Annotated in this window: 18 protein-coding genes; 5 read left to right on the top strand and 13 right to left on the bottom strand. The window is 68.6% G+C overall.

The genetic code is table 11. The features are described 5' to 3' along the window. Positions 1 to 29: 29 nt before the first annotated feature. The 3 genes from G6N32_RS09050 to G6N32_RS09040 all read right to left on the bottom strand — a co-directional run bounded on the left by G6N32_RS09050 (position 30) and on the right by G6N32_RS09040 (position 2,622). Positions 30 to 668, bottom strand: coding sequence for a vitamin K epoxide reductase family protein (locus G6N32_RS09050; RefSeq protein ID WP_115319306.1), 639 nt, complete (start codon positions 666 to 668; stop codon positions 30 to 32). Beyond that, positions 665 to 1,453, bottom strand: coding sequence for a DsbA family protein (locus tag G6N32_RS09045; RefSeq protein WP_115319305.1), 789 nt, complete (start codon positions 1,451 to 1,453; stop codon positions 665 to 667). Before G6N32_RS09045 ends, G6N32_RS09050 begins: the two co-directional genes overlap by 4 nt. 74 nt (positions 1,454 to 1,527) lie before the next feature. After that, positions 1,528 to 2,622, bottom strand: a complete 1,095-nt coding sequence (locus G6N32_RS09040; protein ID WP_115319304.1) for an alpha/beta hydrolase — start codon at positions 2,620 to 2,622, stop codon at positions 1,528 to 1,530. Positions 2,623 to 2,880: 258 nt separating this feature from the next. Between G6N32_RS09040 and G6N32_RS09035 the strand changes: the two genes are divergently transcribed. Further along, the gene (locus G6N32_RS09035) at positions 2,881 to 3,696 is read left to right on the top strand and encodes an aldo/keto reductase (RefSeq protein ID WP_115319303.1); all 816 of its coding nucleotides are present in this window, start codon (positions 2,881 to 2,883) and stop codon (positions 3,694 to 3,696) included. Between the two features lie 41 nt (positions 3,697 to 3,737). Here G6N32_RS09035 and G6N32_RS09030 read toward each other — a convergent pair whose 3' ends face one another. The 5 genes from G6N32_RS09030 to G6N32_RS09010 form a co-directional block, all read right to left on the bottom strand. Next, positions 3,738 to 4,970 (bottom strand): globin domain-containing protein, encoded by a 1,233-nt coding sequence (locus tag G6N32_RS09030; protein ID WP_115319302.1) that lies wholly within the window; start codon positions 4,968 to 4,970, stop codon positions 3,738 to 3,740. Beyond that, positions 4,967 to 5,431 (bottom strand): RrF2 family transcriptional regulator, encoded by a 465-nt coding sequence (locus tag G6N32_RS09025; protein ID WP_115319301.1) that lies wholly within the window; start codon positions 5,429 to 5,431, stop codon positions 4,967 to 4,969. The genes G6N32_RS09030 and G6N32_RS09025 overlap by 4 nt, the downstream gene beginning before the upstream one ends. A gap of 136 nt (positions 5,432 to 5,567) precedes the next feature. After that, positions 5,568 to 6,275, bottom strand: a complete 708-nt coding sequence (locus G6N32_RS09020; protein ID WP_115319300.1) for an HNH endonuclease family protein — start codon at positions 6,273 to 6,275, stop codon at positions 5,568 to 5,570. Continuing rightward, positions 6,272 to 8,488 (bottom strand): ATP-dependent DNA helicase RecG, encoded by a 2,217-nt coding sequence (gene recG, locus G6N32_RS09015; RefSeq protein ID WP_115319299.1) that lies wholly within the window; start codon positions 8,486 to 8,488, stop codon positions 6,272 to 6,274. Before recG ends, G6N32_RS09020 begins: the two co-directional genes overlap by 4 nt. Before the next feature lie 2 nt (positions 8,489 to 8,490). After that, positions 8,491 to 10,134, bottom strand: coding sequence for a fatty acid kinase ATP-binding subunit FakA (locus tag G6N32_RS09010; RefSeq protein WP_115321031.1), 1,644 nt, complete (start codon positions 10,132 to 10,134; stop codon positions 8,491 to 8,493). Between the two features lie 262 nt (positions 10,135 to 10,396). Here G6N32_RS09010 and rpmB point away from each other — a divergent pair, with 262 nt between their 5' ends. Further along, positions 10,397 to 10,591 (top strand): 50S ribosomal protein L28, encoded by a 195-nt coding sequence (gene rpmB / locus G6N32_RS09005; RefSeq protein WP_036339124.1) that lies wholly within the window; start codon positions 10,397 to 10,399, stop codon positions 10,589 to 10,591. A gap of 78 nt (positions 10,592 to 10,669) precedes the next feature. Here the strand turns inward: rpmB and G6N32_RS09000 are convergent, their stop codons facing one another. Both G6N32_RS09000 and G6N32_RS08995 read right to left on the bottom strand, forming a co-directional pair. Then, the gene (locus G6N32_RS09000; RefSeq protein ID WP_115319298.1) at positions 10,670 to 11,392 is read right to left on the bottom strand and encodes a uracil-DNA glycosylase; all 723 of its coding nucleotides are present in this window, start codon (positions 11,390 to 11,392) and stop codon (positions 10,670 to 10,672) included. Between the two features lie 22 nt (positions 11,393 to 11,414). Beyond that, positions 11,415 to 12,410: a thiamine-phosphate kinase gene (locus tag G6N32_RS08995; RefSeq protein WP_410432643.1), complete on the bottom strand. Its 996-nt coding sequence runs from the start codon at positions 12,408 to 12,410 to the stop codon at positions 11,415 to 11,417. Positions 12,411 to 12,502: 92 nt separating this feature from the next. Here G6N32_RS08995 and G6N32_RS08990 point away from each other — a divergent pair, with 92 nt between their 5' ends. Both G6N32_RS08990 and G6N32_RS08985 read left to right on the top strand, forming a co-directional pair. Then, entirely contained in the window at positions 12,503 to 12,739 is a 237-nt protein-coding gene (locus tag G6N32_RS08990; protein WP_115319296.1) for an Lrp/AsnC ligand binding domain-containing protein, read from the top strand. Continuing rightward, entirely contained in the window at positions 12,729 to 13,295 is a 567-nt protein-coding gene (locus G6N32_RS08985) for a DUF3515 domain-containing protein (RefSeq protein ID WP_115319295.1), read from the top strand. The genes G6N32_RS08990 and G6N32_RS08985 overlap by 11 nt, the downstream gene beginning before the upstream one ends. Position 13,296: 1 nt before the next feature. Here the strand turns inward: G6N32_RS08985 and G6N32_RS08980 are convergent, their stop codons facing one another. The 3 genes from G6N32_RS08980 to G6N32_RS08970 are packed head-to-tail and all read right to left on the bottom strand — an operon-like array spanning position 13,297 to position 16,582. Continuing rightward, the gene (locus tag G6N32_RS08980; RefSeq protein ID WP_115319294.1) at positions 13,297 to 14,400 is read right to left on the bottom strand and encodes a D-alanine--D-alanine ligase family protein; all 1,104 of its coding nucleotides are present in this window, start codon (positions 14,398 to 14,400) and stop codon (positions 13,297 to 13,299) included. Between the two features lie 59 nt (positions 14,401 to 14,459). Further along, entirely contained in the window at positions 14,460 to 15,569 is a 1,110-nt protein-coding gene (locus G6N32_RS08975; RefSeq protein WP_115319293.1) for a cystathionine gamma-lyase, read from the bottom strand. Further along, positions 15,566 to 16,582 (bottom strand): NAD(P)H-dependent glycerol-3-phosphate dehydrogenase, encoded by a 1,017-nt coding sequence (locus tag G6N32_RS08970; protein ID WP_276047944.1) that lies wholly within the window; start codon positions 16,580 to 16,582, stop codon positions 15,566 to 15,568. The genes G6N32_RS08975 and G6N32_RS08970 overlap by 4 nt, the downstream gene beginning before the upstream one ends. Before the next feature lie 69 nt (positions 16,583 to 16,651). On the opposite strand from G6N32_RS08970, the gene cofC reads away from it, so the two are divergent. After that, positions 16,652 to 17,290, top strand: a complete 639-nt coding sequence (cofC, locus tag G6N32_RS08965; protein ID WP_115319292.1) for a 2-phospho-L-lactate guanylyltransferase — start codon at positions 16,652 to 16,654, stop codon at positions 17,288 to 17,290. Positions 17,291 to 17,304: the final 14 nt, after the last annotated feature.

Raw genomic sequence — 17,304 nt, 5'->3', positions numbered from 1 at the left:
ACCCGCGTGACCGCGCCTGTGATGGGCGACTAGATGAGCGTGGACCAGTAGTTCCAGAAGCGGACGAGGATCATCAAGAGCAACGCGGTGAACCACAGCGTCACGATCGACCATCGCCAGGTGTAGAGCACTCGGGCGACCACGTTGCCCGCCAGCGGGCGAAGCGAGATCGAGGACACCACGACCAACAGCGGGACGGTGACCGCCCACACCACCATGCAGTACGGGCACAGTGCGCCGATGCGGTACAGCGTCTGGAAGATCAGCCAGTGGATGAACACCGTGGCCAACGCGGTGCCCACCGTGAGTCCGAGCCAGTACCACCGCGGCAGCCGCACCTTGGCCACGGCGAGTACGCCGGTGGCCACGACGACGGCGAACGAGGCGATTCCGATCAGCGGGTTCGGGAAGCCGAAGGCCGACGCCTGCGGTGTGATCATCACCGATCCGCAGGACAGCACCGGGTTGATGCTGCAACTCGGCACGTAGGCCGGGTTGACCAGGATCTCGATCTTCTCGATCGTCAGGGTGGCCGAGGCGACCAGACCGATGACGCCGGCGATCAGCACCCACCAGGCGCTGGCCGGCCGCACCGCGACCCCGCCCGACGGGTCTTTCGACTCGACGGGTTCGGTCGGTTCGACCGGAGCCGGGGTCGCCACGCTCATGACGTCGGGGCCGGCGTGGGCTGGGTCGGGCTCGGCGGCGCGGGGGCGTTGTCCAGGCCGGGCACGTTGCCGACGATGGCCTTGACCTTGGTGATCAGGTCCTCGGGCGAAGCCGGGCTGATGTCCTGGCCGTTGAGCCGAATGGTCGGCGTCGCCGTGATCTTCGATGCCGCGGCCAGACCCTCGACCATGTCGCTGTGCTTGCCGGAGTTGATGCACGACGAGACCTTGTCGGTCGGCACCCCGGCCTGCCGGGCGGTCTCGATCAGGCGGGCGTTGTCAGGGGCACCGCCCGCACCTTCCTCGGGCTGCATGGCGAACAGCGCGGAGTGGTAGCGCGGGAACGCTTCCTTGTCGGCGTCGCCGACGCAATAGGCCGCGTTGGCCGCGCGAGTGGAGTAGTTGTCGTTGAGCCGCGAGTTGAGGATGGCGACCGAGTAGTAGTCGGCGGCTATGGCACCGGCTTCGACCAACTTGGAGATGGTCGGGCCGAAAGCCTTCTCGAAATCACGGCAGTGCGGGCATTGGAAGTCCTCGTAGAGCGACAGAACCGCCTTGGGCTCGTCGGTGCCGTCCTTCTTGATCAGCTGGCTCGAGGTGATCCGCACCGCCTGCGCGTCGCCTGCCGCGGCGGTCTTCTTGTCGTGACTCATCACGATGTAGAGCACCAGTGCGACGGCGAAGATGACGACGATGCCGGTCAGCCCCAGCTGGATGGCCAGGTTGCGCTTACGGTCCTGGGCTTTCAGGTCGTAGCGGGGGGTGGACTTCTTGTTGGTGGCCACGGCTCGGCTGATCCTCGCTGTCAAGACTGGAGTGTTGGCGCCTCTAGAGTACCGGCGCTCCTGCCCGCCGAATCTCAGGCGCGGGCGAGGTGGGCGCGCAGCGCCGAGATCATCTCGGCGTTGCACCGGCTGACCTGGCCGCCCAGCGCATTCAGGTTGAGGAATGCGTGGGTCATCGGACCCATCTGCCGCAGATCGGTCAGCACGCCCGCTGCCTGCAGTTTTGCCGCGTATTGCTCGCCTTCGTCGCGCAGCGGATCGAACCCCGCGGTGATGACCAGCGCCGGTGCGAGCCCGCTGAAATCGTCGGCCAGCAACGGCGACACCCGGGGATCGGTGATGTCGACACCGGAGCCCTCGACGTAGGCGTCGGCGAACCAGTCCATGTTGTTCTTGGACAGCAGGAATCCGTCGGCGAACAGCGTTCGCGACCGGGTTCCGCCGCGCAGGTCGGTGGCCGGGTAGATCAGCCACTGCAGGCTGGGCTGGCGGCCGCCGCCATCGCGGGCCAGCTGTGCCACCACCGCGGCCAGGCAACCGCCGGCACTGTCACCGCCCACCGCGATGCGGTCCGGATCGGCGCCCAACTCCGCGGCGTTCAACACGGCCCACAGGTACGCGGCGTAGGCGTCGTCGACCGCGGCGGGTGCCTTGTGCTCGGGCGCGAGCCGGTAGTCGATGGACAGCACGTGCACACCGGCGTCACGGCAGATCAGCCGGCAGGCCGAATCGTGCGTCTCGAGATCGCCGAAGACGAATCCACCGCCGTGATAGAAGACCAGCAGCGGCGCGCCGTCGCCGTCTGCGGGGCGATAGTGCCGGGCCGGGATGATTCCGGCCGGACCGGGAATCTCCAGCGGGGAGATCTGCGCGACGTGGATGTCGGCCTCGTCGAGGCTGTCGGTGGCTTCCCGGTTCTGACGGCGGGTGGCGATCGGATCCCCGGTGACCGCGAGGCTGCTCATGCCGACCGCGCGCTGGGCGGCCAGCATCATCTGGATCGACGGATCGAGGGTGTTGCCGTCGATCGTGATGGCGCGGCCACCCGACAGCAGTCTCTTGACGGCGCTCGGCAGGTGCGGGATGGCCTTGACGCCGGCGCGGTTGGCCACCGGCAGCGCCCTCTTCAGGAACCGGCTTCGTGCGGTGCCGGACACGGTCTCTGTCATTGATGTTCCTCGGTTCTGGTGCGCAGTACCGGTATCGCCGCAGCGTACGGGACCGCAACTGTCGGCAGCCCGTCAGCCCCGCCCGGGGTCGGCGGTTGACGAATCCGACAATTCGACCATTTCTCGGCGGCGGCGCGCCGGGCCTGCTCAAACGACATATCGCCCTGGGTACTATCGTCACCCGAAGTCGGTTGACCCCGGAGCCGATTGCGACGGGTCCTGTCCCCGACTCATTCGACTCCACAGACAGGTGACACGATGCCGGCGGCCGCGATCCCCACCGTCACGCTCAACGACGACAACACCCTCCCCGTGCTGGGCCTCGGCGCCGCCGAGCTGTCCGCCGAGGAGACCGAGAGCGCGGTGGCCGGCGCCCTGGAGGCGGGTTATCGGCTGATTCAAACCGCGAAAAGCAACGAGGCGGCCGTCGGGCGCGCCATCGCCGCGTCGGGCCTCCCCCGGGCCGAACTGTTCATCGCCACCAAGCTCGCAACCGAGGACCAGGGTTTTCAGTCCTCCCAGGACGCCATCCGGGCCAGCCTCGAACGCCTGGGCCTGGAGTACGTGGACCTGTACCTGATGGACTGGCCCGCCGAGCAGAACGGCAAGTACATCGACGCCTGGGGCGGGATCATGCGGTCCCGCCAGGACGGTCTGATCAAGTCGATCGGTGTCGCGAACTTCACCCCGGAGAACCTCTCGGACATCATCGACCTGAGCTATTTCCCGCCCGTGGTCAATCAGATCGAACTGCACCCCCTGCTCAACCAGGCCGAGTTGCGCGCGGTGCACAGCGAGCGCTCGATCCTCACCGGGGCCTACATCCCGACCGACGAGAGCAAGCTTGCCGGCAATCCCGCAATCGCCGAAGTTGCTGCGGCGCACGGGAAGTCACCGGCACAGGTGCTGATCCGCTGGAGCCTGCAGCAGGGCGATATCGTCATTCCGCGCTCCGCCCCGGCACAGATCGCCGAGAACGCCGATGTGTTCGACTTCGAACTCACCGCCACGGAGATCGAGACCCTCAACGGTCTCGACGACGGGACCCGGTTCCTGCCGAATCCGGCAGCCTAAGGCCCTTCAATCCGGGCGCCCGCCGACGAGCCCGCAGCGGCTCAGGCGTCCAGCAGCCAGTCGTTCGGGCTGAACAGCTCGCAGTGCACCCGATCCGCGGGGATGCCGCGGGCGGTCAGCTGGGCGCGCACCGCCTGCACGAAACCGTCGTTCCCGCAGAGGTAGATCTCTGCGCCGTCGGCGATCTCGACGTCGTCGAGGTTCATCAGCCCATCGTGGATCCGGGGGTCGTCACCGTCGACGCCCTCGGCGTACCAGAGATCCAGACTGGCATCGGGCAGGATGTCGACGAGTTCACGGTGTCGCTTACGCAGCGGGTGCGTCGCCACGCTTCGGTCGGCGTGCAGGACCTGCACCGGAACCGCATGCGACTGCCCGACAAGGTATTCCAGAATTCCCACCATCGGTGTGATGCCGATGCCCGCAGAGATCAGCACCACCGGTGCACCACTGCGCGGCTCGGGCAGATCGCCGAACGGCACCGTGACGTCGAGCAGGTCACCGACCCGGACACAGTCGCGGATCCAGTTCGACACTTCGCCCGCCGGGCTCTGCCCGACAGCGTCGACCGGCTTGACCGCGAAGGTCAACTCAGAGGCCCCGGGAGCGTTCACCAAGCTGTACTGCCGCAGCTGACGTGCGCCGTCGGGCAGTGTCACGCCAACCGAAACATATTGCGCCGCAGCAGCTCCGGCCATACCGTCGGATCCCACCGTCACCAGCACGGCGCCGGAGGGGTCGTCTTCGCGGGCGGTGACCCGCAGCCGGCGGAAGACATCGCCGGCGTCGACCCCGGCGCCTGCGTAGAGATCGAGCTCCAGCGCGATCAGGGTGTCGGCCATGATCCAGTACACCCGGTCCCAGGCCGCGGCGACGTCGGCGGTCACCGTGTCGGCGCCCAGCACCTCGACGATCGCGGCGAACAGGTGCTCGTGCACGATCGGGTACTGGTCGGCGGTGACGCCCAGCGACGCGTGCTTGTGGCCGATGCGCGACAGCAGTTCGCTCGGGTGCGGCAGGTCCGGATTGACCAGGTGCGTAGCGAAAGTCGCGATCGAGGCGGCCAGGGCCCGCTGCTGCGATCCCTGTGCCTGATTGCCGCGGTTGAACAGGTTGCGCAGGAGTTCCGGGTGACGACCGAACATCCGCCGATAGAACACCGACGTGATCTCGTCGACGTGCGCACCGACGAGCGGCAGTGTCGCCGTGATGATCTCGGCGTGCGCCGGCTCCAGTTCCTGAACCCCGGCCGCGTCGACTGCGCTGGTGGTCATGTCAGATTCCCTTCGGTTGTGAGTGGTGCGGTTGTGAGTTGTAAGACGACGGGCAGCATCTGGCTGCCGACGAGATCGGCGATCGTGTGGCGATCGAGTTCGGCGTAGAAGGCCTCTTTGGCATCGGCGAGCACCCGACGCAGGCGGCAGCCCGCGATCAGCGGACAGGCCACCTGGCCGGTGCAGTCGACGACTTCGCGGTCACCTTCCAGGCGGCGCACCAACCAGCCCAGTGACGCCTGGCGGCCGGCTTCGGTGAGTTCAAGGCCGCCGGCGCGGCCCCGGCGGGAGTGGACCAGCCCCAGTTCGGTCAGCCGCGACACCGCCTTGGCGACGTGGTTCTCCGACGCGCCTGCCGCGGCGGCGACCGTCCTGGTGGTGACCCGCTGCTCGCGAGCCTGACCGGTGGCGAGCAGCATCATGGCCCGCAGACCTAGGTCGGTAAACCGTGTGAGCTGCATAAACCCGACGCTAGATTATTCCGCATCGCGGATGCGCATTTTCTGGGTGTGGGCTTGAATACTACGAATCGTGCGGTTTTTTGACCTGCGGTGACGGCCCCGCGAGCCCGATTTCGGGGGAATCCGGCCCCGCCGGCTAACGGCTGGGGCAGGTGCCCGCGGCCGAACGCAGCTCGTCGGCAGACGCCTGGTCCACCGGTAGTGCGTAACCTCGCAGCACCGCGATGAACTGCATCGCGTACTGGCACCAGAACGCGTGATTGGGCGGCATCCAGCTGCCGGGCGGCTGGTCGCCCTTGTCCTGATTCACCTGGCCGTCGACGGCCAGCAGGTTGGCCGGATCGTTGGCGAATCGAATCCGCATGTCGTCCGGCCAGTTTCGGGCGCCCATGTCCCACGCATACGCCAGCGGCACCAGGTGATCAATCTGCACCGCGGCCCCGACCTGCGCGCCGCGGGTGAACGGGATCGTCGCGCTGGTGTACGGGTCGTGCAGGACGCCGGTGGCGACCGCCTGCGGGCAGCGTTTGGTGAACACGAAGGTCTTGTCGACGAGATCGCGGTCAAGCACGTCGTCACGGGTGTCGCAGCCGTTGTGCCCGCCAGGCGCGGAGTTGTTGTCGTCCCACGCATCACCGAATGCCGCGCGCCGGTAGTCGTTGCCGCGCAGCCGCTGCGGGATCACCACGATGCCGTCGAGCACGTCGGTTCCCGGTGCCACCGTCGGTACGTCGGCGCGGGCGATCATCGCATCGGGATGGCTGGTCGAGGACGTCACCTGTACGGAGACGATCACGGCCAGCGCCGCGATCACCGCCAGCCAGATCAGCGACCGCTGTCTCACGACTTGTCCAGGTAGTCGATCCGGTCGCCGCCGGTGAACTGGCCGGCCAGGACCGCCATGCCGGGGTTGGCCGGATCACGGGCATAGATCGACTGAGCCACCTCTCGGGCGTCGACGATGACCTCGAGGTGCTCGGCCAGAGACAGAAAGCGCAGCGTGATAGGACGGCCGGACTGGTTGAGCCCCAACACATCTCCCTCGCGGCGCTCCTGCAGGTCCAGATCCGCCAACTCGAAGCCGTCCAAGGTGCTGGCCACCGCGGTCAACCGGTCGCCGGCTTTGGATCCCTCGGGGAGCTTGGTGGCCAGCAGGCACAGGCTGGCATGCGAGCCGCGCCCGATCCGCCCGCGCAACTGGTGTAGCTGGCTGATGCCGAACCGGTCGGCGTCCATCACCACCATCACCGTCGCATTCGGCACATCCACACCCACCTCGATGACCGTGGTGCACACCAGGACGTCGATGTCGCCTGCCCGGAACGCGGCCATCACCGCGTCCTTCTCGTCGGCGGGCAGCCTGCCGTGCATCAGGCCCAACCGCAGCCCCGCCAGCGGCCCGTGCCCCAGGTGGTTGAACAGGTTGACGACGGTCTCGGCGGGCGGGCCCGCTTCCTGCTCGCCCGACTTGTCGTTCTCGTCGATCCGGGACGCCACGACGTAGGCCTGCCGGCCTTCGCCGACCTCCTCGGTGATCCGCTGCCAGGCCCGCGCCAGCCATTGCGGCTTGTCCTTGATGAAGATCGTGTTGGTGGTGATCGGCTGGCGCCCGCGCGGAAGTTCGCGCAGGGTCGAGGTTTCCAGGTCGCCGTACACCGTCAATGCGACCGTGCGCGGGATCGGTGTGGCCGTCATGACCAGTAGATGCGGAGTCAGTCCCGCAGGCGCCTTGGCGCGCAACCGGTCTCGCTGCTCCACGCCGAACCGGTGTTGTTCGTCGACGACGACGAAGCCCAGCTTGTGGAACTCGACCGCGTCCTGCAACAGCGCGTGGGTACCGACGACGATGCCCGCCTCCCCGGACGCCACCTCATCGCGGACCTGACGTTTCTGGGCCGCCGACATCGACCCGGTCAGCAGTGCGACGCGAGTCGCCCCGTCCTCGCCACCGAGTTGGCCGGCCATCGCCAGCGGCCCGAGGACGCCGCGGATCGACTGGGCATGTTGGGCGGCAAGGACTTCGGTCGGCGCGAGCAATGCGCACTGGTAACCCGCATCGACCATCTGCAGCATGGCCACCACCGACACGATCGTTTTGCCGGAGCCGACCTCACCCTGCAGCAGCCGGTTCATCGGCTTGCTCGCGGCCAGTTCGCAGGAGACGACGTCGAGCACCTCACGTTGACCCGCCGTCAACGCGAAGGGCAGTCGCTCGATCAGCGCAGCGGCCAAGCCGTCGTCACGGCGCGGCGCGACGGGGCCGGATTCGGAGAGCTCGCCGTGGCGGCGCTGCGCGAGCGCCCACTGCATCCCCACGGCCTCGTCGAACCGCAGCCGCTCCCGGGCCGCCTCCCGCTCGGGCTCCCGCTCGGCGACGTGAATGGCGCGCAGCGCCTCATCTTCGGAGATCAGACCTCGTTGGCGCACAACGCTTTCGGGCAGCGGATCGGGTATGGGGTCCAGTACCGCGAGTACCTGCTGCACGCAGGCGTAGATGTCCCAACTCTGCAGCTTGGAGCTGGCCGGGTAGATCGGGAAGAAGTCGCGCTCGAACGCCGCCATCGACAGTTCGCCGGCCTCCGAGGTCGACGTGTCTGCGATCGTCTTGAGCGACTTGCTTCCGAACACCCTCCCCCGCGGGGAGTTCAGTGCCAGGAAGTCCGGGTGCGTGAGCTGCATGTTGCCCTTGAAGAACCCGACCTCGCCGGACAGCATCAGCCGGACGCCCTCGATCAATTCCTTCTTCAGCCACTTGGCGTTGAAGAACGTCGCGGTGACCTTGCGCCGGCCCTTGCCCAGGGTGATCACCAGATACTCGCGCTTGGGTTGGCGATTGGTCCAGCGGACCTCGGCCTTCTCGATCTCGCCGACCAGCGTGATGTGCTCGCCCTCCTCCGGCGGCGCCTCGTCCTCGCCCCACACCGACATTCCGTGGATGTACTTGCGCGGGTAGTGCCGCAGCAGGTCGTCGACGGTGCGGATGCCGAACACGTCGTCGAGCAGGCCGGCGGCCTTGCCGCCGGCGATCCCGTCGAGACGGTCGGTGAGACTGACCATGACTACTCCACCCCGATCAACAGCTCGTCGCCGCGGTGACCGGTGGCGTAGGTGGCGAATTCGATTCCGGGATGGCGCCGGTGGATGTGCGCGGCCAGCGCCTCGGCGATAGCCGGATCGGTGCCGGCACCGGTCAACACGGTCACCAGCTCACCACCGGCCACCAGCAGCAGATCGATCAGTCCGGCGGCCGCACCGGTCACATCGTCGGCGACCACCAGGACTTCGTCACCGGCGATGCCCAGCCCGTCACCCGGTTCGCAGCTCCCCGCCCACGTGAGCGCCTGTTCGGTGGCGGTGCGCACCGAACCGTGCCGGGCCGCGGCCGCCGCCCTGGCCATCGAATACCCGTCGTCGACGGCCTGCCGGCTTGGGTCGTGGACCGCGAGCGCAGCCAGCCCCTGCACCATCGAACCGGTCGGCAACGCGACAACGTCTATGCCCCAACCGATTCCGGCCGTGCACCCGGCGACCAGCTCCTCTGCCGCCACATAGCCGTTGGGCAACACCATCACCTGAGCGGCCCCGGCATCGACCAGCGCGCGTAACAGTTCGCGGGCACTCACGCCGTTGACCGGATCAGCCAGCTCGGCGTCCGGCCGCAGCACACAGGCGCCTTCCTGACTGAAAAGCTCTGCGGCACCGTCTCCGTCGACGACGGCAAGCACCGCGCGCTCCCGACTCCAGCTGCCCGGAGAAACCCGGGCGGGCCCGGTGCTCAACACCGAGATCTGAATCCTGCTGACCGCACCGGCCGCCAACCCGGCCTCCACCGCGGCGCCGGCGTCGTCGGTGTGCACGTGTACCGAATAGCGTTCGGCCGACGCGGCGATCGCGACCGATTCGCCGAGCTGCTCCAGCCGGGTGCGTAGCGGTTCGAGGGTGGCCGGCTCGCAGCCGGCGAGCAGATACATCACTTCGAATTGCGGCGGAGCCGGTTCCGCGGTGGCGGTCTCGATCAGCGGCGGGCCCGGTTCGTAGACGTGCCGGTGCGGCGCATGTCCGGTGACGGTGGCGATCAGCGCGTCGATGAGAACGAGGAAGCCGCGCCCGCCTGCGTCGACCACCCCTGCCTCGGCCAGCGCGTCGAGCTGTTCGGGCGTGCGATCCAGCGCGGTGACCGCGGCCTCGCCGCCTGCGGTGAGCGATTCGGCAAGACTGGCGCCATCGGCGGCCCACTGTTGCACGGTGTCGGCGACGGCCTGCAGCACCGAGACGATCGTGCCGGCCACCAGCTGGCCGCCCATCGACGACACCACCAGCCCGACCGCGTGCCGAAGGCCCGCGCCCAGCAGTACTGCGTCGATGTCGGCGAGATAACCGCCGGTGTCGGCGGCCGCCGCGGCGGTGACGTCGGCCAGACCGCGCAGGATCTGCGACAGGATCACCCCGGAGTTGCCCCGGGCCCCGTGCAATGCGCCCTCCGCGAGCGCGGCGGTCAGCTCGTCGACGCCACCCGAGCCGGTCACCGAGTCCGCCTCGGTCAGCGCCGCCCGCATGGTGAACAGGAGGTTGGTCCCGGTATCGGAGTCGGCCACCGGGAACACATTGAGCCGGTTGATCTCGTCGGTGTGGGTGATCAGGTCGCCGACCGCGGTAGAGGCCCAGTCGCGTAGCGCAGATGCGTCCAGCCGCCGGTCCGGCATCGGCACCTCCTCGCGATCCCTGGCCATCACACGGCGTCGTCGCGCCAGCCTATCCAGTCCACCCGACACCGCGATGCCGCCGCGGCGCAGGGCGGTGGGATGGCCGGGTCGCCGCAGGTCAGGTGGCCGCAGGCGGTGTCGTCCAGGCGTTGCAATGGCGCATTTTGGCGTTCGGTTCGCCGGACGGCTATCCTAGTCAGGTTGTCGGGTCACCCGTTTCGGTCGTTGGCCCCCAGGAACACGTTCGATAGAGGAGTTCTACATGGCTGCCGTGTGCGACGTCTGCGGAAAGGGCCCCGGCTTCGGCAAGTCGGTGTCGCATTCCCATCGCCGGACCAGCCGTCGCTGGAACCCGAACATCCAGACCGTGCGCGCCGTGAGCCGCCCCGGTGGCAACAAGCACCGCGTGAACGTCTGCACCTCCTGCCTCAAGGCAGGCAAGGTCAGCCGCGGCTAATTCCGCTCTTCCGCCCAAACCGACGTACGGGCGGAAAAGTTCGAGACGTTCCCTGCGAAACGTCGATCTCGGCGCGCGTTAAGGCAGTCGCCAGTCGATCGGCTCGGCACCCATCCCGGTCAGCAGTTCGTTGGCCCGGCTGAACGGCCGCGAGCCGAAGAACCCCCGGGACGCCGACAGCGGTGAGGGATGCGGCGACTCGATCGCGACGCATCGGCTAATCCCCGGGTCGCTTCGCTCCTGCCCGCCGGAGCCCCCCAGCATGGGCTTGAGCGTCGACGCGTCCCGCCCCCACAGGATCGCCACCAAGGGTTGATCGCGCGCCACCAGCGCGCGGATCGCGCATTCGGTGACGGCCTCCCAGCCTTTCCCCCGATGCGATGCCGGGGTTCCCGGCCGCACGGTCAGCACCCTGTTCAGCAGCATGACACCGCGCTGCGACCACGGCGTGAGGTCACCGGTCGACGGCTGTGGGTGGCCGAGGTCCGCGGTGTATTCGGTGAAGATGTTGGCCAGGCTGCGCGGTACCGGTCGTACGTCGGGGGCGACCGAGAAGCTCAGACCCACCGCGTGCCCCGGCGTGGGGTACGGATCCTGACCCACGATCAGTACCCGCACCTCGTTGAACGGAAAGGTGAAGGCCCGCAGCACGTTCTGGCCGGCGGGCAGATAGTGCCTGCCTGCGGCGATCTCATCGCGCAGGAACGTGCCCATTTGGGTGATCTGGTCACTGACCGGGGCGAGCGCCTGCGCCCAGCCCTTGTCGACGAGTTCGGCCAGCGGCCGGGCGGTGGTCGTCACCGACGTAACCTAACGCGCGCCGTCAGTCGAAGGATTGCCAACCCGCCGCGCCATCCCACCCGAGGCCGTCGACGAGCACGCCGGGCCCGCCGTCTCGCACGGTGCCGATCACCCGCCACCCGGGCGGAACCGCGGCGGGAAAGCAGGCGACGAGGGCGTGATCTTCGCCACCGGAGAGCACCAGCGCGCGGGGATCGGCATCGGCCGCAGCGGCCGCGGCAGTGACGGCGTCGACATCAGGTCGCAGCGCGTCCGTGGCGAGGTCGATGAGAACCCTGGAGTCGCGGGCGATGTGGCCGAGATCGGCCAGCAGGCCGTCGGAGACGTCGGTCATCGCCTGAGCCCCGGCCGCCGCCGCCACTATGCCCTGCCCGTAGGGCGGACGCGGGACCAGGTGTCGCTGCCGCAGCTCGGTGAAATCATCGATGCCCTTGTGCCACAACAGATATCCGGCAGCAGAGCGGCCCAGCTCACCACTGACGGCGACCACCGACCCCGGCCGCGCTCCACTGCGCAGCACCGGCGGCCGGCCGGACAGGTCGCCGAATGCGGTCACCGATATCACCCACTGGGGGCTGGCGACCAGATCCCCTCCGACGATTCCGGCGCCCAGCGGACCGGCCTCCAGCCACATTCCGTCGGCCAACTCCTGCGCTCGGGCCGCCGGGGTGTCGGGCGGGGCGCCGAACGCGACGACGAACGCGCTGACCCGCGCGCCCATCGACTCGATGTCGGCGGCGTTCTGCGCGATGGCTTTTCGGCCGACCTCCAGCGGAGAGGACCAATCCAGCCGGAAGTGACGCCCTTCGACGAGCATGTCGGTGCTCACGACGACCCGGCCGTCCGGCATCGCCACCACCGCGGCGTCGTCTCCCGGCCCGACCGTGACGGCCGCGGGTTGACGACGTCCGGCCACCAGCCGGTCGATCACGGGGAACTCGCCGAGCTGGCGCAATGTGGGTTCGCCGCCGTCGGCCACGAGGTGTGCCCTCCTCCCGTCGCCCAGGCTGATCGGCACGGCAACCTGCGGTACGTTGGGGCCTTGCCGGCACCCGGACATGCCAGTCTAGGGCGGCGCCGCATGCGAGCGGCCATCGAGAGGAGGCGACGGTGGTGGAGGCGTACATGCTGATCCAGACCGAGGTCGGCCGCGCCGAGGTCGTCGCCAAGCAGGTGGCCGCGCTGCCGGGCATAGTGTCCGCCGAGTACGTGACCGGTCCCTATGACGTGGTGGTCCGAGTCGCCGCGACCACCAAAGATGACCTGACCGCCGCCGTGGTGCCCAGCGTTCAGCAGATCGCCGGGATCACCCGAACCCTCACCTGCCCCATCGCCGATGCCGACTGAGCCCCTTCCCGTCGCCGGCGAGGACAGCACAAGGGACGGACCGCCCCGCGCCTTCCTGATCGCCGCGGTCGTCGTGGCCGTGGTGGCGATCGGCGCGGTGCTTGCGATCGCGGCTACCCGCAAAGCTCCGGTCCAGCCGGTGGTCATCGCCGCCGCCCCAGCGCCGCAAGCGGATTCACCGAGCTGCCGCACTCTGATCGGCGCGTTGCCGGAAAACCTCGGCGAATTCCATCGGGTCGCGGCGGCCGAGCCGGTGCCACCCGGCGCGGCAGCCTGGCGTGGGGAGGCCGACAATTACCCGGTCATCCTCCGCTGTGGCATCGACCGGCCCGCGGAGTTCATGGTGGGCTCCCCCATCCAACTGGTCAACGCGGTCCAATGGTTTCAGCTCGACGATCCCCAGACCGATCGCAGCACCTGGGTCACCGTGGACCGCCCGGTGTACCTGGCACTCACCCTGCCGAAAGAGTCTGGCCCCACGCCCATTCAGGCGTTATCGGACCTGATCGCGCGAACATTGCCTGCGGTTCCGATCGACCCGAACCCGCCTCGCTGAGTCAGCGCAGACCGGTCCCGCGCGCCAACGCCGTCTCCACCATGGTGCCGACCAGCGTCGGGTAGTCGATGCCGCTGGCAGCCCACATCCGCGGATACATCGAGATCGTGGTGAACCCGGGCATGGTGTTGATCTCGTTGACCACCGGACCGTCCTCGGTGAGGAAGAAGTCCACCCGCGCCAAACCCTGGCAGTCCAGAGCCTTGAAAGTACGAATTGCCAAGTGCCGCAATTCCTCTGCAACGTCTTCATCGACTTTCGCGGGGACGTCGAGTTCGGCGCCGTCGTCCAGATATTTGGTGGCGAAGTCGTAGAAGCCGTCTTCGCGGCCTGCGATGCCGGCGACCCGGATCTCGCCGATCGCGCTGGCTTGCACTGACCCGTCCGGGAATTCGAGGACGCCGCACTCGAGCTCGCGGCCTTCGATCGCGGCTTCGATGATGACCTTGGGATCGTGTGAGCGGGCATCGGCGATCGCCGCGGGTAGCTCGTCGGGGCTCGTGACCCGGTTCACCCCGATCGAGGACCCACCACGCGCAGGTTTGACGAACATCGGAAAGCCAAGGCGCATGATGTCGTCGAGCGTCGGCGCCTTCTCCTGCGGCCGCAGCACCACATGATCGCCGATCGGGAGACCGTCGGCGGCCAACAGCTTCTTGGTGAACTCCTTGTCCATGCCTGCCGCGCTGGCCAGCACGCCGGCGCCGACGTACGGCACGCCCGCCAATTCGAGCAGACCCTGGATAGTGCCGTCTTCGCCATAGGGCCCGTGCAGGATCGGGAAGACGACGTCGACCGCCGTCAGTACCTCGCCGGCTGCCTGACCCAACGACACCAGCTGGCCGTGGCGCTGCGGATCGGCAGGCAACGCCAGCGCCGTGCCGGAGTCACCCGTGACCTCTGGCAGCCGCCGGTCGGTGATGGCCAGGGTTTCCGGCTTGCCGTCGGTCAGCACCCAGGAGCCCTCCGGGGTGATGCCCACGGCGACAACCTCGAACCGTTCCGGGTCGAGGTTGCGCAGGATGCTTCCGGCCGACACGCAGGAAATGGCGTGCTCGGAGCTGCGGCCCCCGTAGACGACGGCAACGCGGATACGAGAAGTCACAAGCTAGAGAGGCTACGCCCCCGGGCGCTATCAGCACGATCTGACGCTGTGAGCAGGCACTATCCTGCGTCCAGGGCCGCGAGGACGTCAGCGACCAGATCGTCGGTGTCCTCGATGCCTGCCGAAATCCGGGCGAATCCACCGGCCACCGGGTCACCCCAGCGGGCCCGACGGTCGACGCAGGTGTGAAGGCCGCCGAAGCTGGTCGCCGCCACCAGCAGGTCGCTGCGCTGCACCAAGGCGTGGACGGCGTCGGCGTCGGGGAGTTCGATCGACACCAATCCCCCGAAGCGGCGCATCTGCACGGCGGCCAGCGCGTGGGCCGGGTCGTCGGGCAGCCCCGGGTAGCGCACTGAGCGGACGCCCGGGTGGCCGCGCAGCGCGGTGGCCAGCGCGAGGGCGTTTCGGCATTGCCGGTCGAAGCGCAGGCCGAAGCTGCCGAGGCTGCGCAGCACCAGCCACGCTTCGAACGGCCCCAGGATCGCCCCGGACAGCAGCCGCTCCCGCTCCACTGCGGCCATCAGCTCGTGATCGGCGCCTGCGATGTACCCGGCCAGCAGATCGCTGTGACCCGACAGGGCTTTGGTGGCGCTGGCCACCACCAGATCAGCGCCCAGCGCGAGCGGTTGCTGACCCAGCGGAGTTGCGGTGGTGTTGTCCACCAGCAGCCGCGCGCCCCGGTGCCGGCAGATCTCGGCGAGCCTGCGCACGTCCACGACTTCCAGCCCCGGATTGGTCGGGGTTTCCGCCAGCACGACGTCGGCGCCGCCGGCGGCCCGGTAGATCTGCTCCGCGTCGGCCTCGTGAACCGTAATACCTTGCGGGGCAAGATATTCCGCGGCATAGCGGCGGACCTGGTAGTAGCCGTCGGCGGGGACCACCAGTACCGAGCCGGGTGTGGCCGTCACGCGCAGCGCGGCGGTGATCGCAGCCATCCCGGAACCGAAAGCCAGGGCGGCGGCGGCTCCTTCGAGCTCAGCCAGTGCCGACTCGAGCTGCCGCCAGGTGGGGTTGGTGGCGCGCCCGTAGGTGTTCTGCTCGCTGCCCTCGTCGTCGGACAGGTGGTACGCCGACGCCGGAACCGGACCCGGCTGAACCGGCGCTCCCGGAATCGGCAGGGAACTCACAGCTTTGACGGCGCGCGTCGAGTCGCCGTAGCGGTCGGTCATTCCGGTTTGGTGCTGCGGCCCAACAACAGCGCCACCGCCTGGTCGACGGACAATCCTTTGTGGCACACCCGGTGGACCGCATCGGTCAGCGGCATCTCGACGTCATAGCTCGACGCCAGTGCCAGGATCGATTCACACGAGGTGACGCCTTCGGCAACGTGCCCGCCGGCGGCCAGTTGGGCGGCCTCCATGGTGCCGCCGCGGCCGAGTCGCTCACCGAAACTCCGGTTCCGCGAATGCGGCGACGTGCAGGTGGCGACCAGGTCGCCCACGCCGGCAAGACCGGCCAGCGTCGCGGTCTTGGCGCCCACGGCGATGCCCAGCCGCATGATCTCGGCCAGGCCGCGGGTGATGATCGCCGCAGCGGTGTTCTCCCCGAGTCCCACTCCGGCGGCCATGCCGCAGGCCAGCGCGATGACGTTCTTGCACGCCCCGCCGATCTCGGTGCCGATGACGTCGGCGTTCGTGTAGGGGCGGAAGTAACCCGTGCTCAGTGCGCGCTGCAGGGTGATCGCGCGCCCGGAGTCGGTGCAGGCCACCACCGTCGCGGCCGGCTGCCCCTGGGCGATCTCATCGGCCAGGTTCGGGCCGGAGACGACGGCGACCTGGCTGGGATCGACGCCGGTCACCGCAACGATGACCTGGCTCATTCGCATCAGGCTGCCCAACTCGATGCCCTTGGCCAGGCTCACCAGAGTTGCGCCGTCGGCGATCACGCCGCGCCACTGTTCGAGGTTGGTGCGCAAGGTCTGCGCGGGCACGGCGAGCAGCACGGTGGTCAGCCCGTCGAGAGCCTCCGCGGCATCGGTGGTGGCGCGGATCGTGTCCGGCAGCGCGATGCCGGGGAGGTATCCGGGGTTGGCGTGTGTGATGTTGACCGCCTCGGCGACTTCCGCGCGACGCGACCACAACCGGACCTCGGAGCCGGCGTCGGCGAGAACTTTGGCCAGTGCGGTTCCCCAGGCGCCGGCGCCCATCACCGCGGCGGTGCCCACCGTGCTGGTCATGGTCATTAACGTAGCCCACGCCGCCGGGACCGCTCGCCGGCCAGGAATGCAGGCGACCCGAACGACGCTGGAAGGATGGTGAACATGAGCGCGGACCTCGGCGTGATCATTGCGGTGAAACGCCTCGCGGCCGCCAAGACCAGACTCAGTCCGGTGTTCTCGGCGAGCACCCGCGAGCAGGTGGTGCTCGCGATGTTGATCGACACCATCACGGCGGCCCGCGCGGTCAGCGCCGTCGCGTCGATCACCGTGGTCACCCCCGACGACACGGCGGCCGCCGCCGCCCGTGAGCTCGGCGCGGAGGTGCTCTTCGACGCCACGCCGCCGACCGAGCCCGACCCGTTGAACACCGCCGTCCGATTCGCCTGGGCTGCCGTCAGCATGAACACGGCCAATACTGTTGTGCTGCAAGGGGATTTGCCCGCACTGCAGACTCACGAACTCACCGACGCCGTGGCGCATGCGCGGGCGTACCGGCGCAGTTTCGTGCCCGACCGTCCCGGCACCGGTACCGCGGCGCTGTTCGCGTTCGGGGTCCCATTGGACCCACTACTCGGCCGGGATTCGGCCCGCCTGCACCGCGACTCGGGTGCCGTCGAACTGACCGGCGTATGGCCGGGGCTGCGCTGCGACATCGACACCATCGAGGACCTGGAGGCAGCGCGACTGCTGGGTGTCGGGGCGGCGACGACCAGGGCAATCAGCCACCACTGACGGTTAACAACGCC

The sequence above is a fragment of the Mycolicibacterium aichiense genome (assembly GCF_010726245.1).
Lineage (GTDB): Bacteria > Actinomycetota > Actinomycetes > Mycobacteriales > Mycobacteriaceae > Mycobacterium > Mycobacterium aichiense.
Note: the sequence above shows the minus strand (reverse complement) of the source record. Positions and strands in the feature narration are given on the sequence as shown.

Excerpts from the sequence above, each read along its gene's own strand:
- G6N32_RS09050 (WP_115319306.1), bottom strand. The coding sequence starts at position 668 with ATGAGCGTGGCGACCCCGGCTCCGGTCGAACCGACCGAACCCGTCGAG.
- G6N32_RS09040 (WP_115319304.1), bottom strand. The coding sequence starts at position 2,622 with ATGACAGAGACCGTGTCCGGCACCGCACGAAGCCGGTTCCTGAAGAGG.
- G6N32_RS09035 (WP_115319303.1), top strand. The coding sequence starts at position 2,881 with ATGCCGGCGGCCGCGATCCCCACCGTCACGCTCAACGACGACAACACC.
- G6N32_RS09030 (WP_115319302.1), bottom strand. The coding sequence starts at position 4,970 with ATGACCACCAGCGCAGTCGACGCGGCCGGGGTTCAGGAACTGGAGCCG.
- G6N32_RS09025 (WP_115319301.1), bottom strand. The coding sequence starts at position 5,431 with ATGCAGCTCACACGGTTTACCGACCTAGGTCTGCGGGCCATGATGCTG.
- recG (WP_115319299.1), bottom strand. The coding sequence starts at position 8,488 with ATGGTCAGTCTCACCGACCGTCTCGACGGGATCGCCGGCGGCAAGGCC.
- G6N32_RS09010 (WP_115321031.1), bottom strand. The coding sequence starts at position 10,134 with ATGCCGGACCGGCGGCTGGACGCATCTGCGCTACGCGACTGGGCCTCT.
- rpmB (WP_036339124.1), top strand. The coding sequence starts at position 10,397 with ATGGCTGCCGTGTGCGACGTCTGCGGAAAGGGCCCCGGCTTCGGCAAG.
- G6N32_RS08985 (WP_115319295.1), top strand. The coding sequence starts at position 12,729 with ATGCCGACTGAGCCCCTTCCCGTCGCCGGCGAGGACAGCACAAGGGAC.
- G6N32_RS08975 (WP_115319293.1), bottom strand. The coding sequence starts at position 15,569 with ATGACCGACCGCTACGGCGACTCGACGCGCGCCGTCAAAGCTGTGAGT.
- G6N32_RS08970 (WP_276047944.1), bottom strand. The coding sequence starts at position 16,582 with ATGACCATGACCAGCACGGTGGGCACCGCCGCGGTGATGGGCGCCGGC.
- cofC (WP_115319292.1), top strand. The coding sequence starts at position 16,652 with ATGGTGAACATGAGCGCGGACCTCGGCGTGATCATTGCGGTGAAACGC.